This is a genomic window from Burkholderia sp. Nafp2/4-1b (assembly GCF_003635165.1).
In the GTDB taxonomy this organism is placed as follows: Bacteria; Pseudomonadota; Gammaproteobacteria; order Burkholderiales; family Burkholderiaceae; genus Burkholderia.
Window position 1 is genome coordinate 140,413 of the sequence record NZ_ML058602.1, and the last position, 14,941, is coordinate 155,353.

General features: G+C 65.1%; 12 protein-coding genes and 3 tRNA genes. 4 read left to right on the forward strand and 11 right to left on the reverse strand.

Annotated features, from left to right (window positions below; genetic code table 11):
• Positions 1-26: 26 nt before the first annotated feature.
• Positions 27-728 carry an ABC transporter ATP-binding protein gene (locus C7H84_RS11725; protein ID WP_121858969.1) on the reverse strand — a complete coding sequence of 234 codons (702 nt, stop codon included), beginning with the start codon at positions 726-728 and terminating at the stop codon, positions 27-29.
• On the opposite strand from C7H84_RS11725, the gene C7H84_RS11730 reads away from it, so the two are divergent.
• Positions 727-1,410 (forward strand): arylesterase, encoded by a 684-nt coding sequence (locus C7H84_RS11730; RefSeq protein WP_121858970.1) that lies wholly within the window; start codon positions 727-729, stop codon positions 1,408-1,410. The genes C7H84_RS11725 and C7H84_RS11730 overlap by 2 nt on opposite strands.
• Positions 1,411-1,483: 73 nt before the next feature.
• Here the strand turns inward: C7H84_RS11730 and C7H84_RS11735 are convergent, their stop codons facing one another.
• The 7 genes from C7H84_RS11735 to tig all read right to left on the reverse strand — a co-directional run bounded on the left by C7H84_RS11735 (position 1,484) and on the right by tig (position 10,307).
• Positions 1,484-3,418, reverse strand: coding sequence for a SurA N-terminal domain-containing protein (locus C7H84_RS11735; RefSeq protein ID WP_121858971.1), 1,935 nt, complete (start codon positions 3,416-3,418; stop codon positions 1,484-1,486).
• A 308-nt stretch (positions 3,419-3,726) separates the two neighbouring features.
• Positions 3,727-3,803 (reverse strand) — tRNA-Asp (locus C7H84_RS11745).
• A gap of 23 nt (positions 3,804-3,826) precedes the next feature.
• Positions 3,827-3,902, reverse strand: a tRNA-Val gene (locus C7H84_RS11750).
• Positions 3,903-4,109: 207 nt separating this feature from the next.
• Positions 4,110-6,533, reverse strand: coding sequence for an endopeptidase La (gene lon / locus C7H84_RS11755; protein ID WP_121858972.1), 2,424 nt, complete (start codon positions 6,531-6,533; stop codon positions 4,110-4,112).
• A 197-nt stretch (positions 6,534-6,730) separates the two neighbouring features.
• Positions 6,731-8,002 (reverse strand): ATP-dependent Clp protease ATP-binding subunit ClpX, encoded by a 1,272-nt coding sequence (gene clpX, locus C7H84_RS11760; RefSeq protein ID WP_006754177.1) that lies wholly within the window; start codon positions 8,000-8,002, stop codon positions 6,731-6,733.
• 164 nt (positions 8,003-8,166) lie between these two features.
• Positions 8,167-8,820, reverse strand: a complete 654-nt coding sequence (gene clpP / locus C7H84_RS11765) for an ATP-dependent Clp endopeptidase proteolytic subunit ClpP (protein ID WP_006496351.1) — start codon at positions 8,818-8,820, stop codon at positions 8,167-8,169.
• A 140-nt stretch (positions 8,821-8,960) separates the two neighbouring features.
• Complete coding sequence (tig, locus tag C7H84_RS11770; RefSeq protein WP_121858973.1) at positions 8,961-10,307, reverse strand: trigger factor; 1,347 nt, start codon at positions 10,305-10,307, stop codon at positions 8,961-8,963.
• 402 nt (positions 10,308-10,709) lie between these two features.
• Here tig and C7H84_RS11775 point away from each other — a divergent pair, with 402 nt between their 5' ends.
• Together C7H84_RS11775 and C7H84_RS11780 are read left to right on the forward strand one after the other, a co-directional pair.
• The gene (locus tag C7H84_RS11775; RefSeq protein WP_121858974.1) at positions 10,710-11,855 is read left to right on the forward strand and encodes a glycerate kinase; all 1,146 of its coding nucleotides are present in this window, start codon (positions 10,710-10,712) and stop codon (positions 11,853-11,855) included.
• 62 nt (positions 11,856-11,917) lie between these two features.
• Positions 11,918-12,367, forward strand: coding sequence for a MarR family transcriptional regulator (locus tag C7H84_RS11780; protein ID WP_121858975.1), 450 nt, complete (start codon positions 11,918-11,920; stop codon positions 12,365-12,367).
• 254 nt (positions 12,368-12,621) lie between these two features.
• On the opposite strand, the gene C7H84_RS11785 is transcribed toward C7H84_RS11780, so the two are convergent.
• The gene (locus C7H84_RS11785) at positions 12,622-13,620 is read right to left on the reverse strand and encodes a 2-dehydropantoate 2-reductase (RefSeq protein ID WP_121858976.1); all 999 of its coding nucleotides are present in this window, start codon (positions 13,618-13,620) and stop codon (positions 12,622-12,624) included.
• A 403-nt stretch (positions 13,621-14,023) separates the two neighbouring features.
• Here C7H84_RS11785 and C7H84_RS11790 point away from each other — a divergent pair, with 403 nt between their 5' ends.
• A complete protein-coding gene (locus C7H84_RS11790; RefSeq protein WP_121858977.1) occupies positions 14,024-14,254 on the forward strand; it encodes a hypothetical protein in 231 nt (76 codons plus the stop codon).
• A 114-nt stretch (positions 14,255-14,368) separates the two neighbouring features.
• Here C7H84_RS11790 and C7H84_RS11795 read toward each other — a convergent pair whose 3' ends face one another.
• Together C7H84_RS11795 and C7H84_RS11800 are read right to left on the reverse strand one after the other, a co-directional pair.
• Positions 14,369-14,677 (reverse strand): hypothetical protein, encoded by a 309-nt coding sequence (locus C7H84_RS11795; protein WP_205611419.1) that lies wholly within the window; start codon positions 14,675-14,677, stop codon positions 14,369-14,371.
• Positions 14,678-14,838: 161 nt separating this feature from the next.
• A tRNA-Leu gene (locus tag C7H84_RS11800) sits at positions 14,839-14,925 on the reverse strand.
• Positions 14,926-14,941 lie beyond the last annotated feature (16 nt).

Below are 14,941 nucleotides of genomic sequence, written 5' to 3' on the forward strand. Positions count from 1 at the left end.
CGCCGGCGCGCGAATTCAGCGCCGTGCTAGGCCGTGTGCGGCGCGACGATGCGCCCGGCGTCGATGGTGACCGTCGCGGCACAGCGCCGCGCGAGTTCGGCATCATGCGTGACGAGCACGAGCGTCGCGCCGTGCGTGCGGTTCAGTTCGAACATCAGGTCGATGACCGCGTGGCCCGTGGCCGCATCGAGGCTGCCGGTCGGTTCGTCGGCGAACAGGATGGCCGGATGCGTGACGAACGCACGTGCCAGCGCGACGCGCTGCTGCTCGCCGCCCGACAGCAGCTTCGGATAATGCGCGGTGCGTTCGCCGAGCCCGACCTGCACGAGCAGCGCGCGGGCACGCTCAGCCGCTTCGCGCGCACTGATGCCGCCCTTCAGCTCGAGCGGCAGCATCACGTTCTCGAGTGCCGTCAGGTGCGGCATCAACTGGAACGACTGGAACACGAACCCGACGGCACCGTTGCGCAGCGCGGCGCGCTCGTCCTCGTCGAGCTGGTCGAGCGCGCGGCCGAGCAGGCGAACCGTGCCGCTCGTCGCGCTGTCCAACCCGGCAAGCAGCCCGAGCAGCGTCGATTTGCCGGACCCCGACGCACCGACGATCGCGAGGCTGCTGCCGGGCCGCACGGCGAGCGTGATGCCGTCGAGGATCGTCAGCTCGCCCGTGGCATCGGCAACCCGTTTGCACACGTCATGGACTTCGATGATCGGATCGGTAATCTTGAACATGGACACGACATTCCGCTGGAAAAGACGCGCGGCGCTCGCCGCGCTGCTGGGCACGCTCGTCGCAGCAACCGTGCCCGCACGCGCCGCGACGGCGGCGGCTGCCCCGACCTCGAGCGAGGGCCGGCCCGCGCTCGTCGTGCTCGGCGACAGCCTGTCGGCCGAATACGGACTGCCGCGCGACACCGGTTGGGTTGCGCTGCTGCGGCAACGGCTCGCGACCGAGCGAATCGATTATAGCGTCGCGAACGCAAGCGTCAGCGGCGATACCACGAGCGGCGGCCGCGCGCGGCTGCCGGCGGTGCTGCAACGGTTGAAGCCGTCGATCGTCGTCGTCGAACTCGGTGCGAACGATGCGCTGCGCGGCGTGCCGCTCGCGACGACCGAGCAGAACCTGCGCGACATCATCGCCGCTGCGCGCAACACGCACGCGAAGGTCGTGCTGGTCGGCATGTACGTGCCGCCCAACTACGGGCCCGACTACACGCAGAAATTCCACGCGGTCTATACGCGACTGTCGAAGGAACTCGGCGTCCCGCTCGTGCCGTTCCTGCTGGCCGGCATCGAGAACAGGCCCGAGATGTTCCAGTCGGACCAGATGCACCCGACGCAGCAGGCGCAGGGCATCCTGCTCGACAATGTCTGGCCCGCGCTGAAGCCGCTGCTGGGCAAGCCGCGCGGCTGATCGCGAGTCGCCACGCCGGAAAACAAAAAGCCCCGCTTCGAGCGGGGCTTTTTATCGTTGCGTGCGAAACCGTTCAGTTGCCGCCGTCCTGCGACGGGCTCGGCGTGGTGCCGTACATCTTCACCTTCGAGCGGTCGCGCAGCGCGGCGAGATACGCTTCGCCTTCGCTTTGGGCTTCGACCTGCGCCATCTGCTGCTGCGCGGCCGCGAGTTGCTGCGGATCGACGGCCGTACCCGCGATCACCGCGTTCACGCGATAGATCGCGTAACCGTCCGCACCGAGATCGACACCGACGTACGCCGGCAGCGTCTTCGGATCGACCTTGTAGACCGCGCTCAGCGCCGCCGGCGCCAGGCCTTGCGACTGCGTGCGCGACACCTTCTGTGCCGCCGTGAAGCCGTCAGCCGACTTCGACTTCTGCAACTCGGCCAGCTTCGCCGCGCCGTCCTTCTTCGCGAGTTCCGCGGCCTGCTCGGCGACGACCTTCTGGCGCACGGCGTCCTTGATCGTATCGAGCGCGGGCACGGCAGCCGGCTTGTAGTCGGTGACGCGCGCCGAGATCAGCGTGTTGTTGCCCACGTCAATCGCCTGCGTGTTGTTCTGGTTCTTCACGGCGTCGCTCGCGAACACGGCCGCGAGGAACTTCGCATTGTTCAGCGGGCTCGTCGGCGGCAGTTGCGGATTCGGCGTCGGCGTGACGGTGGCCGTCTGGATCGTCAGCTTGTACTTGTCGGCGGCCGGCTGCAGCGTCTTTGCCTTCTCGTACACGGTCGACGTGAAGCCTTCCGCGTTGTCCGTGAACGCCTTCGCTGCGTACTGCTGCTTCAGCGTCGCTGCGATCTGGTCCTTCACGTCCGCGAACGGCTTGACCACCGACGGCTTCACTTCCGTTGCCTTCAGCACGTGGAAGCCGAGATCCGATTGCACGACGCCGCTCACGTCGCCCTGCTTCAGCGCGAACGCGGCGTCGTCGAATGCCTTGCCGCCCGCGGTCGAACCGCGCGTGATGAAGCCGAGGTCGCCGCCCTTCGCTGCCGACGGCGCGTCCTGCGAGTTCTTCTGCGCGATCTGCGCGAACTGGTCCGGATGCGCCTTCACGTCGGCCAGCACCTGCTCGGCTTTCGCCTTGGCCGCGGCCTTGTCGGCCGCGCTCGCGCTGCTCGCCGCGGCGATGAAGATGTGGCTCACGCGCACTTGCGCTTCCGAGCGGAAGTGCGTCGGGTTGTCGTCGTAGAACTTCTTGATGTCGGCATCGGTCGGCTGTGCGCTCGCGGCAGCGGCGGCCGGCGAATACACGAGATACTGGATCGTCGCGGTTTCCGGCGTCGCGAAGCTCTGCTTGTGCGCGTCGTAGTACGCGGCGAGCTGTGCGTCGGTCGGCTGCACCTTCGCCGCGTAGTCGCTCGTCTTCAGCACGAGCGCCTGCACTTCGCGCTGCTGCGCGGCCAGTTCCGACAGACGTTGCGCCGGGCCCTTCGGCGTGAATGCGGTTGCCACGATGCTCGCCGGAATCTGCTGCAGCGCGAGGCTGTAGCGCACGCGTTCCTGGTACTGCTCGGGCGTCATCCCCTGGAACGACAGGAGCTGCGCATAGCGTTCGACGTCGATCGAACCGTCGGGCTTCTTCAGCGACGCGATCATCGGGTCGCTCATCAGCGCGTCGCGCACCGCGTTGTCGGATGCGGTCAGGTGCAGGCGTTGGGTCTCGTCGGCCAGCACGCGTTGCTGGATCAGGCCGTCGAGCACCTGCTTGCGATGTTCGGGCGTGTCGAACGTCTTGACGTCGAACTGCGCGCCGAGCGCCTGGCGCGCCTGGTCGATCTGCTGGCGGAACGCGCCGTCGAATTCGGCCCGCGTGATCTTGTGTCCGTTGACCGCCGCGGCGTTCGCACTGTCGTCGAAGAAGCCGCGGAAACCTTGGATCCCGACGAAACCCAGCCCCGGCAACACGATCAGGAGCAGGAGCGCCATCATCAGGCGCTGGTGATTACGGAAGAAATCGAGCATGCGTGACGGGAAAATTGGACAAAACGACCGATATTACAACATACGGGGTGGGACGGGAAAAAACGCGGGTGCGCTATCGACGATACAAATGAAAAAGCCCGCACAAGGCGGGCTTTTTCATTTTCTGGCGGAGCGGACGGGACTCGCCTACATCCTGCAGGCCGCGGTTGCGCGTGCACGCGCAACCCTTCTCGTCCCGCCGGAAGCCGCGCAGGCGGCTTCCTCCACTCCGCAGTCACGCGCCCGCAAGCGTGCGCACTGGATGATACAAATGAAAAAGCCCGCACAAGGCGGGCTTTTTCATTTTCTGGCGGAGCGGACGGGACTCGAACCCGCGACCCCCGGCGTGACAGGCCGGTATTCTAACCGACTGAACTACCGCTCCTTGGTCCGGCTGAATCGTGAAACTGGTGGGTGCTGAGGGGTTCGAACCCCCGACCTACGCCTTGTAAGGGCGCCGCTCTACCAGCTGAGCTAAGCACCCGTTTCCGATTCATTCTGGCTGCGATCTGCGTTTCGGCATCAACAACCAGCGAGCCTGCGAGTTTAATTCATCCCCGATCATTTTGCCAAGCCCGCGCATGAATTTTTTTCGATGCGCGTACTCGCGCACCCGTTTCCGGCGCGCATAAAAAACCCGCGGACTCGCCGCGGGTTTCGTGAACCACCGTCAGCGACGGCGTTCAGGTTCTCAGTGCTTGACGACTTCCGTCGAGCCGGCATCCTTCGCCGCATCACCGACCGGTGCCGCAGCCTTCGCCTCTTCTTCCGGTGGCAGCGGGGTCGGCGTACGTTCGAGCGCCAGTTCGAGCACCTTGTCGATCCAGCGGACCGGCACGATCTCGATCGCGTTCTTCACGTTGTCCGGAATGTCCGCGAGATCCTTCACGTTCTCTTCCGGGATCAGCACGAGCTTGATGCCGCCGCGGTGCGCCGCCAGCAACTTTTCCTTCAGCCCGCCGATCGGCAGCACTTCGCCACGCAGCGTGATCTCGCCCGTCATCGCGACATCGGCACGCACGGGAATGCCCGTCAGCACCGACACCAGCGCGGTCGTCATCGCACCGCCGGCGGACGGACCGTCCTTCGGCGTCGCGCCTTCCGGCACGTGGATGTGGATGTCCTGCTTCTCGAACGCTTCGTCCTTGATACCGAGACGTCGCGAACGCGAGCGCACGACCGAACGTGCAGCCTCGACCGACTCCTTCATCACGTCGCCGAGCGAACCCGTGCGGATCACGTTGCCCTTGCCCGGCATCACCGCGGCTTCGATCGTCAGCAGGTCGCCGCCGACTTCCGTCCACGCGAGGCCCGTCACCTGACCGACCTGGTTTTCCTTCGCCGCGAGGCCGAAGTCGTACTTGCGCACGCCGAGGAACGTATCGAGGTTCTCGCCATCGACCTTGATCGCGCCCGATGCCTTCTTCAGCAGCAGCATCTTCACGACCTTGCGGCAGATCTTCGACACTTCCCGCTCGAGCGAACGCACACCGGCTTCGCGCGTGTAGTAGCGGATGATGTCGCGGATCGCCTGTTCGGTGACGTCGATCTCGCCGTCCTTCAGACCGTTGTTCTTCTTCTGCTTCGGCAGCAGGTAACGCTGCGCGATGCTGACCTTCTCGTCTTCCGTGTAGCCCGACAGACGAATCACTTCCATCCGGTCGAGCAGCGGCGGCGGGATGTTCAGCGAGTTCGACGTCGCGACGAACATCACGTCCGACAGGTCGAAGTCGACCTCGATGTAGTGGTCGGCGAACGTGTGGTTCTGTTCCGGATCGAGCACTTCGAGCAGCGCCGACGACGGATCGCCGCGGAAATCCATCCCCATCTTGTCGACTTCGTCGAGCAGGAAGAGCGGATTGCGCACGCCGACCTTCGCGAGGCTCTGCAGGATCTTGCCCGGCATCGAACCGATGTACGTACGGCGGTGACCCCGGATCTCGGCTTCGTCACGCACGCCGCCGAGCGCCATCCGGACGAACTTGCGGTTCGTCGCACGGGCGATCGACTGGCCGAGCGAGGTCTTGCCGACGCCCGGAGGTCCGACGAGGCACAGGATCGGCGCCTTCACCTTGTCCACGCGCTGTTGCACCGCGAGATACTCGAGAATGCGTTCCTTCACCTTCTCGAGGCCGAAGTGATCCTCGTCGAGCACCTGCTCGGCGTTTGACAGATCGTTGTTGACCTTGCTCTTCTTGCGCCACGGCAGGCCGATCAGCGTGTCGATGTAGTTGCGCACGACGGTCGCTTCAGCCGACATCGGCGACATCAGCTTCAGCTTCTTGAGCTCGGCGTCGGCCTTCTTCTTCGCTTCCTTCGGCATGCGCGCGGCGTTGATGCGCTTCTCGAGTTCCTCGAGATCCGCACCCTCTTCGCCTTCACCCAGTTCCTTCTGGATCGCCTTGACCTGTTCGTTCAGGTAGTACTCGCGCTGGCTCTTTTCCATCTGGCGCTTCACGCGCCCGCGGATGCGCTTTTCGACCTGCAGGATGTCGATCTCGGCTTCGAGCTGCGCGAGCAGGTGCTCGAGGCGCTCGATGACCGGGAACATCTCGAGGATATGCTGCTTCTGGTCGAGCTTCAGCGGCAGGCGCTCGGCGATCATGTCGGCGAGGCGACCGGCTTCATCGATGCCCGACAGCGACGTGAGGATCTCCGGCGGGATCTTCTTGTTCAGCTTCACGTACTGGTCGAACTGCGACACGATCGCGCGGCGCAGCGCTTCGGTCTCCGCGCTGTCGGCGTGATCCGGCTCGAGCGGCATCACTTCGCAGGAGAATTGCGTCTCCTGTTCCTCGATCGACAACGCCTTCGCGCGCTGCAAGCCCTCGACGAGCACCTTCACGGTGCCGTCCGGCAGCTTCAGCATCTGCAGAATGTTGGCGATACAGCCGACCTCGTACATGTCTTTTTCGGTCGGCTCGTCCTTGGCCGCGGTTTTCTGTGCGACGAGCATGATGTGCTTGCCGCCTTCCATCGCTGCTTCGAGGGCCTTGATCGATTTCGGCCGGCCCACGAAGAGCGGAATCACCATGTGCGGGAAAACGACGACGTCCCGCAGCGGCAGCAGCGGGAGCGTGATGCGTTCCGGCGGAAGAAGTTGGGTGCCTGACATTTCATTTCCCCATGAGTGGAATCAATTGTTCGGTAATTGAGGCCGCCACAACGAATTGCAAGCCTTCAAGTGCGGGAAATATTCGGTAAGAAAGTAACCACCGCGTGTCGAGTCAGAGTTACCCACAAGATAAACGAAAAAAAGCCGCCCACGGACTCATGAACGGCCTTTTTCGCAGAACATCGTCGGCAAGCCGGTCAGTTCGAACCCGCCACCTTCGGCGTGTCCTCATAGATCAGCAGGGGCTTGCCGTCGCCATCGATGACGTTCTCGTCGATGATGACCTTGCTGACCCCTTTCATCGCCGGCAGCTCATACATCACGTCGAGCAATGCCTGTTCGATGATCGAACGCAAACCGCGCGCGCCGGTCTTGCGGCGGATCGCCTTGCGGGCGACTGCCTGCAACGCGCCCGGCCGGATTTCCAGCTCGACGCGTTCCATCGCGAACAGCTTGTGATACTGCTTGACGAGCGCATTCTTCGGCTCGACGAGGATCTTCATCAGTGCGGCTTCATCGAGCTTGCCGAGCGTCGCGACCACCGGCAGACGGCCGATCAATTCGGGGATCAGACCGAATTTGATCAGGTCTTCCGGTTCGGTTTCGCGCAGCACTTCGCCCGCGTCGCGTTCCTGCTTGCTCTTGACCGTCGCGCCGAAGCCGATGCCCGTCTTTTCGGTACGATCGGTGATCACCTTCTCGAGGCCGTCGAACGCGCCGCCGCAGATGAACAGGATGTTGGTCGTGTCGACCTGGATGAAATCCTGGTTCGGGTGCTTGCGGCCGCCCTGCGGCGGCACCGACGCCATCGTGCCTTCGACGAGCTTCAGCAGCGCCTGCTGGACACCCTCGCCCGACACGTCGCGCGTGATCGACGGGTTGTCCGACTTGCGGCTGATCTTGTCGATTTCGTCGATGTAGACGATCCCGCGCTGGGCCTTGTCGACCTCGTAGTTGCAGTTCTGCAACAGCTTCTGGATGATGTTCTCCACGTCCTCGCCGACGTAGCCGGCTTCGGTCAGCGTCGTCGCATCGGCGATCACGAACGGCACGTTGAGCAACCGCGCGAGCGTCTGCGCGAGCAGCGTCTTGCCGGAGCCCGTCGGACCGATCAGCAGGATGTTGCTCTTCGACAGCTCGACGTCGTCCTTCTTGTCGAGATGCTTCAGGCGCTTGTAGTGGTTGTACACGGCGACCGCGAGGATCTTCTTCGCACGCTCCTGGCCGATCACGTATTGATCGAGGATGTCGCGAATTTCCTGCGGGCTCGGCAGATCCGAGCGGGACAGGCTGGCCTCGACGCCGGCGGCAGCCGCCTCGTCGCGAATGATCTCGTTGCAGAGGTCGATGCATTCATCGCAGATGAACACCGACGGGCCCGCGATGAGTTTTTTCACCTCATGCTGGCTCTTCCCGCAAAACGAGCAATACAACAGCTTCTCGCTGTTCGAACCTTTTTTGTCCGCCATGAATGTAGAGCCTCCGGACAGGTAGATGACATGATACGCCGATTGCTCCGGACGCCGCGCCTAGGGCGCGACCGGAGCCGGCTGGATGCGCTTGCCGCAGATGCTCAGGGCACTCGGGACATTGCCGGGGCGCCGCGCGAATCGGGGCGGCACCCCACTTAAACTCACGGGCGCTTCAGCAGCACCTGATCGATCAGCCCGTACGCCTTCGCGTCCTCGCTCGACATGAAGTTATCACGGTCGGTGTCGCGCGCGATGCGCTCGACGTCCTGGCCCGTATGCTGCGCGAGCAGGTTGTTCAACCGTTCCTTCAGGTAGAGGATTTCGCGCGCCTGGATCTCGATGTCCGATGCCTGGCCGCGTGCGCCGCCGAGCGGCTGGTGAATCATCACGCGCGAGTTCGGCAGCGCGAAACGCTTGCCCTTCGCGCCCGACGCGAGCAGGAACGCGCCCATGCTGGCCGCGAGACCCATGCACAGCGTCGACACGTCCGGCTTGATGAACTGCATCGTGTCGTAGATCGCCATGCCGGCCGACACCGAGCCGCCCGGGCTGTTGATGTAGAGGCTGATGTCCTTGTCGGGATTCTCGCTCTCGAGGAACAGCAGCTGCGCGACCACGAGGTTGGCGGTCTGGTCGTTCACTTCGCCGACCATGAACACAAGGCGCTCCTTCAGGAGACGCGAATAGATATCGTACGAACGCTCGCCGCGGCCGCTCGTTTCGACGACGATCGGCACCAGCCCCAGCGCTTGCGCCTCGAAACCCTGCGGCGCGTTCGAAGCAAGCATGTCCAGCAATTCAGCGCGAGTGATCATTCAATGAACCTTGTTCGAATGGAAAATTGAACGGAGGGAAGCCGCCCGCTCAATCGCCATATTAATGGCAACCGTGCGCTTGACGTGAAAACGGCGTGCAGGCCGTCGCTCCGACAGCCGGCACGCCGCTAGAGCGACACTTACGCTTGCGCCGATGCGCTCGCGAGTGCCTCGAAGCTCACTTCCTTGTCCGTCACCTTTGCCTTGCCCAGCACGAAGTCGACGACGTTGCTTTCAACGACGAACGCTTCCATCTCGGCGAGGCGCTGCTGGTTGGAATAATACCAGCGGACCACTTCCTTCGGGTCTTCGTAGCTCTTCGCGAACTCGTCGACTTCCGCGCGGATCTGTTCCGGCTTCGCTTCCAGGCCGTTCGCCTTCACGAGCTCGGCCAGCACGAGGCCCAGCTTCACGCGACGCTCTGCCTGCTCGGCGAACATCTCGGCCGGGATCGGTGCGTCCTTCGCGTTCGGCACGCCGCGCTGCGCCAGGTCCTGGCGAGCCATTTCGACGAGGCGTTGCTGGTCCTGCTCGATCAGTGCCTTCGGCACGTCGAGTTCGGAAATCTTCAGCAGCGCGTCCATCACCTGGTTCTTGACGATGGATTGCGTGCGACGCTTCGCTTCGCGCTCGAGGTTTTCCTTGATCTCGGCACGCATCTTCGTCAGGTCGCCGTCTTCGATGCCGAGCGACTTCGCGAATTCAGCGTCGATTTCCGGCAGGTGCGGCCATTCGATCTTCTTCATCGTGACCGTGAACTGTGCCGTTTTGCCTGCCACGTCCTTGCCGTGGTAGTCGTCCGGGAACTTGAGGTCGAACGTACGCTGTTCGCCGACCTTCAGGCCCAGCGCCGCGGTTTCGAATTCCGGCAGCATGCGGCCTTCGCCGAGCACGAACGGGAAGTCTTCGGCCGTGCCGCCCTGGAACGCGACGTCATCGATCTTGCCGACGAAGTCGACCGTCACGCGGTCGCCGTTCTTCGCTGCGGTGTCCGCACCGCCGTCGCCGTGCTCGCCGGCTTCGCCGCGCGCGTGGAAGTGCACGCGCTGCTTGCGCAGGATGTCCAGCGTGCGGTCGATTTCGGCGTCGCCGATCGTCGTCGTCGAGCGCTCGACTTCAGCCGTCGCCAGATCGCCGATCTTCACTTCCGGGTAGACCTCGAACGTCGCGTCGAACGCGTATGCATCTTCAACCTGCTCCTGCTTCGGCTCGAAGCTCGGCTGGCCAGCGACGCGCAGGTTTTCCGCGCGGCTGATCGTGAAGAATTCCTGGCCGATCTTGTCGCTCAGCACTTCCGCTTCGACCTGACCCGAGTACTGCTGGGCAACCATCTTGAGCGGCACCTTGCCCGGGCGGAAACCCGGCATGCGAACGTTCTTCGCGAGTTTCTGGATACGGGCGTCGATTTCCTTCTGCACGGTGTCTTTCGGCAGGGAAATCGTCACGCGGCGTTCAAGCTTGCCGAGGTTCTCAACAACGTTAGCCATGGCTTCAATCGTCCTAAAATTATTCGAGCGAATCGGGTTTTCCTTGCCGTGCCTGCCTGCGGCGTGAGGTGCGTCACATGAGGTGCGTCACATACCCACGCCGCGCCGGAGCGCCACGCCATCCCTGCACGCGCCGAATGGCTAGCGCAAGCGGCTCGGAGCACGGCTTTGGCCGGAAGAATCGACTATTCTAGCAAACAATTTTCCTCACACCGCCAGATCGGCACGACAACCGTGCGTACCCGCCGTGACGCCTGCTCTCGTGCGCGGCCATCCGCCTTGGATCGCGGCTATGCCGAACCCCGTATCCACCGCCGGGCCGCCATCCTGTAAGCTCCGATTGAACGTGCGCCGCCACCGCGGCCCCATTTCGTCACACCAATTACGCCTTCCGGAGACACCATGCCGCAACACCCGTCCGCGCCTGTCGTCGTCATCGCGCCCGATTCGTTCAAAGGCTCGCTTTCCGCCGAGCAGGTCGCGGACGCGATCGCCACCGGCATCCGCCGTGCCCGCCCCGACGCGGTCGTGCGCTGCTGCCCGATGGCCGACGGCGGCGAGGGCACGCTCGACGCGATGCTGGCCGGCGGCGGCACGCGGCGCACGCTGCAAGTGGCCGGCGCGTCGCTCGCCGGGCGCGACGCGGCGGTCGGCGTGATCGATGCGCGCACCGCGATCGTCGAGACGGCCGAAATCGTCGGGATCACCGACGCCGTCGGCATGAGCGTGCCGGTCGACGCACGCAGCACGCGCGGGATGGGCGAGGCGATCCGCGCGCTGCTCGACGAAGGCGTGCGGCGCTTCTTCGTCGCGCTCGGCGGCAGCAGCACCAACGATGCCGGCGCAGGGTTGCTCGCGGGCCTCGGCCTGCAATGCTTCGACGCGGCCGGCCAGCCGGTCGAGCCGATCCCCGCGCGGCTCACCGACATCGCGCGCATCGACGCGTCGACGCTTGATCCGCGCCTGGCGGAAGCGGAATTCATCGGCATGTCCGACGTCGACAACCCGCTGACCGGCGCGCATGGCGCGACCGCGGTGTTCGGCCCGCAAAAGGGCGTGACGCCCGAGCAGGTCGCGACGCTCGACGCCGCGCTCGGCCACTTCGCCGACCTGCTCGAAGCCGCGCTCGACCGCCGTGGCCGCGATTCGGCCGGCGCCGGCGCCGCGGGTGGGCTCGGGTTCGCGCTGCACATGCTCGGTGCGCAGTTCGAAGCCGGCGCCGAAGTCGTCGCCCGGCAGGTCGGGCTCGACGCGGCACTCGCGGGCGCCGACTGGCTGATCACCGGTGAAGGCCGCTCCGACGTGCAGACGCTGCACGGCAAGGCGCCGTTCATCGCATGCCGCCACGCGCGCGCCGCCGGCGTGCCCGCGTCGCTGCTGTCGGGCGCGGTCGACCCGGCCGCGCTGCCGCGCCTGTCCGAACATTTTTCCGGCTGCTTCTCGCCGGCGCCGGGGCCGATCACGCTCGACGTCGCGATCCGCGATGCGGCGAATCTGCTCGCGAACGAAGCCGAACAGTTGACACTGCTGAAGTACGGCGCACACTGACCGTTGACCCGAGCGCGCGATACAGGAACAATCGGGCCCGCCCTTTTTCTCCAGGATTCGACATGAAAGGCCGCCAAGCCGGGCTCGATCAGTTTCTGACCTATCGCCTCCATGCGCTCACGAAGCGATCCGACCGCGGGATCGCCGACGTGTACCGGAACAAGCTGGACATCTCGCTGCCCGAGGCGCGCGTGATCGCCGCCGTCGGCGCGTTCGGGCCGTTTTCGATCATGGATCTCGCGCGCCACACGAACCTGGACAAGAGCCAGGCGAGCCGCGCGGCGGAAGCGCTACTGCGTCAGGGGCTGCTCGAGCGCAGCGCGAGCGAGGAGGACGGCCGGATCGTGCTGATCGCGCTGACCACCGACGGCCGCTCGCTGCATCGCAAGATCGTGCCGATCATACGCAAGTGGAACGAAGGCTTGCTTGCATGCCTGTCCGACAGCGAGCGCCAGACGTTCGAGCGGCTGCTCGACAAGGTCGTCGCGAACGCGGTCGAACGCGACGAGTAACGCGCGCGGAGCGCGGGATCCGTGCCGCGCCCGTGTTGCAACGGTGTGGGACCTGCGGGGACCTCGCCCGTGGGTCGTCGGCGATCCAGCGCTTCTCTTCTCTTATTCAGACGAATCCTGCAGGCAACGCGCGCCGCACCAACACATCCGCGCATGAGCGCTGCCAACCTCCGCTACAGGACGTGCCGAGGACGACCATTCATCGTGCGTCACCCTGCCCGGTGTGTCAGCCATCGCCGCCGCTCTCCCCTCCGCTATAACCCGCTGTTTGCCGCGCGCTGACGCAGCAATCCGAGCACCGCGTCGCAGTACGGCGTCGGCACCCCGAGCTTGCGCCCCAGCTCCGGAAACACGCCAAGGATCGGTCCGATTTCGAGCGGCCGGCCGGCTTCGAAATCCTGCAGCATCGATGTCTTGAACGCGCCGAGCTTGCGCGTGACGGCGATCCGCTCCGGCCCGCTCATGCCCGTCTCGAGACCGAGCTTCGCACCGATATCGGCCGCCTCCTCCATCATCCGCAGCGCGAGATCCTGCGTGAACGGATCGTCGAGCAGCTGCTCGGCGGTCGACCCCGTCAGCGCGCTCAGCGGATTCATGTTCATGTTGCCCCACAGCTTCGCCCAGATCTCGGTGCGAATTTCCGATGTCGATTCGACGTCGAAGCCGCCCGCTGCGAGCGCCGCCGCGAACCGCGCGGCAGGCGCGGCGAGTCGCGCATCGGGCGCGCCGACGATCAGGCGATTGCCGCGGCCGCGGCGCACGATACCGGGCGCATCGGTGCTCGACGACAGATGCACGACGCAGCCGATCGCCTGCGCGGGCGGCAGCGCCGCCGACACCGTGCCGGCCGGGTCGACCGCGTCGAGCGGCACGCCGTCGAGCGGCCCCGCGAGCCCGTGCGTGAACCACCACGGCAGTCCGTTCATCGCGGCGACGATCACCGTGTCGGGCCCGACGAGCGGCGCGACGCGCGCGGCCAGCGCCGGCAGCGCCTGCGCCTTCAGCGCGATCACCACGTAGTCCTGCACGCCAAGCTCGGCTGCGTCGTCGCTCGCACGCACCGGGACCGACGACACGGCGCCTGCCTCATCGACCACGCGCACGCCGTGCGCATTCAGCGCGTCGAGCGTCGCACCGCGCGCGTAGGCGCTCACCGTCATCCCGGCCCGCGACAGCGCGGCCGCGAGCAATCCGCCGATCGCGCCGACGCCGACCACCGCCGCGCGCACCGACCCTGAATTCGTGTCGTTCATGATGGACATCCGTCTGCTGGGAGCTGACGAGCATAACGCTCAATGGTTGCGGATACAACCATTCACGCGTGCGCCCGTTGGCATGGATTCGCTCGCGCAATTCAACGCGATGCGCCGCCCGCTTGCGTCGGCGCGTCGTCGGCCGGGCCGTTGGCCACGCGCAGCACGCCGGCGATCTGGCTCTTCTCGTGCATGCCGAGTTGCGGTACGCGTAACGCAGGTCGTGACGCACGCCGCGCTGCCCGCGGGCATCTCGATCGCGGCGGTCGATACCGTCGTGGCCGAGCACCGGGTTGTAGCGCGCGTGCGTCCATGATGCGGGGCCGGCCCGCGACGGCCCTTGCACGATCCGTGCGGATGGGGTCTCCTGTGCTTTTACACTGCCAGGCCGGCCCTTCTTCAAATGAAATCGTCTCCGCGCGAACCCGACACCGATGACAAAGCGCGCCGCCAGCCTTCGAAGCTCGCCCTGAACATTGCGGCCGTGCTGGTCGGCCTCATCACGTTCGCGATAGGTGTGGCGTGGTTGATCTATAGCTGGATCGTCGATCGCGAAGCGCAGTATTTCGCGATTCCGCTGGTGTTCTCGGTCCCGGTGATCGTGGCGGTCGCGGTGCGGAGTTTCTGGGATTAGGCGCGCTCGCAACGACAAAGCGCCGCGGTCGGTGGACGCGCGGCGCTTTCGTTTATTGGGTGTCGTGTGCGGGCCCGGACGGGCAACGAGCCGCTGCTTTCGGCAGGAAGCGATTCACAGACCCGCGCGTGCGCACGGATTCGCAACTGCCGCCTGAGATTGTTGCATGCTGCCCTTCGTTACAACACTGAGCGCGGAAACGGCCAGAACGGTGCCGACCGTTTTCAGCACCGATTCCGTGGAGGGACGCTCGCCCGTGATCCGCCACCCCGACCCAGTGGGCGTGGAACAGTCCAGCGGCTTGCTGGCGATCGGCTCCGGCTGTGCGCTCCATGCGACGTTGTCGGCAGGTGTAGCGGCAAAAGCAGGAATTGCCAGCGTTAGCGGCAGAACGGAAATCAGCATCCGTGTGGTGTTGGTCATCGACGCCCCCGTTAAAACAGCCCGTGCGAATGAAAGGTTTCGTTCATATTACACGACGCAGGTTTTTCCGGGCACGCGGAACCGGAGCAACAAAAAAGCGCTGCCGGTCAGCCCGGCAGCGCTTTTTTTGGAACGGCCGTTGCGTGGCACGTTCGACTTCGTGGTGCGTGAGGCCGGACTCGAACCGGCACACCCTTGCGGGCGTCAGGACCTAAACCTGGTGCGTCTACCAATTTCGCCACTCACGCGTATTTCCGTCGCCTG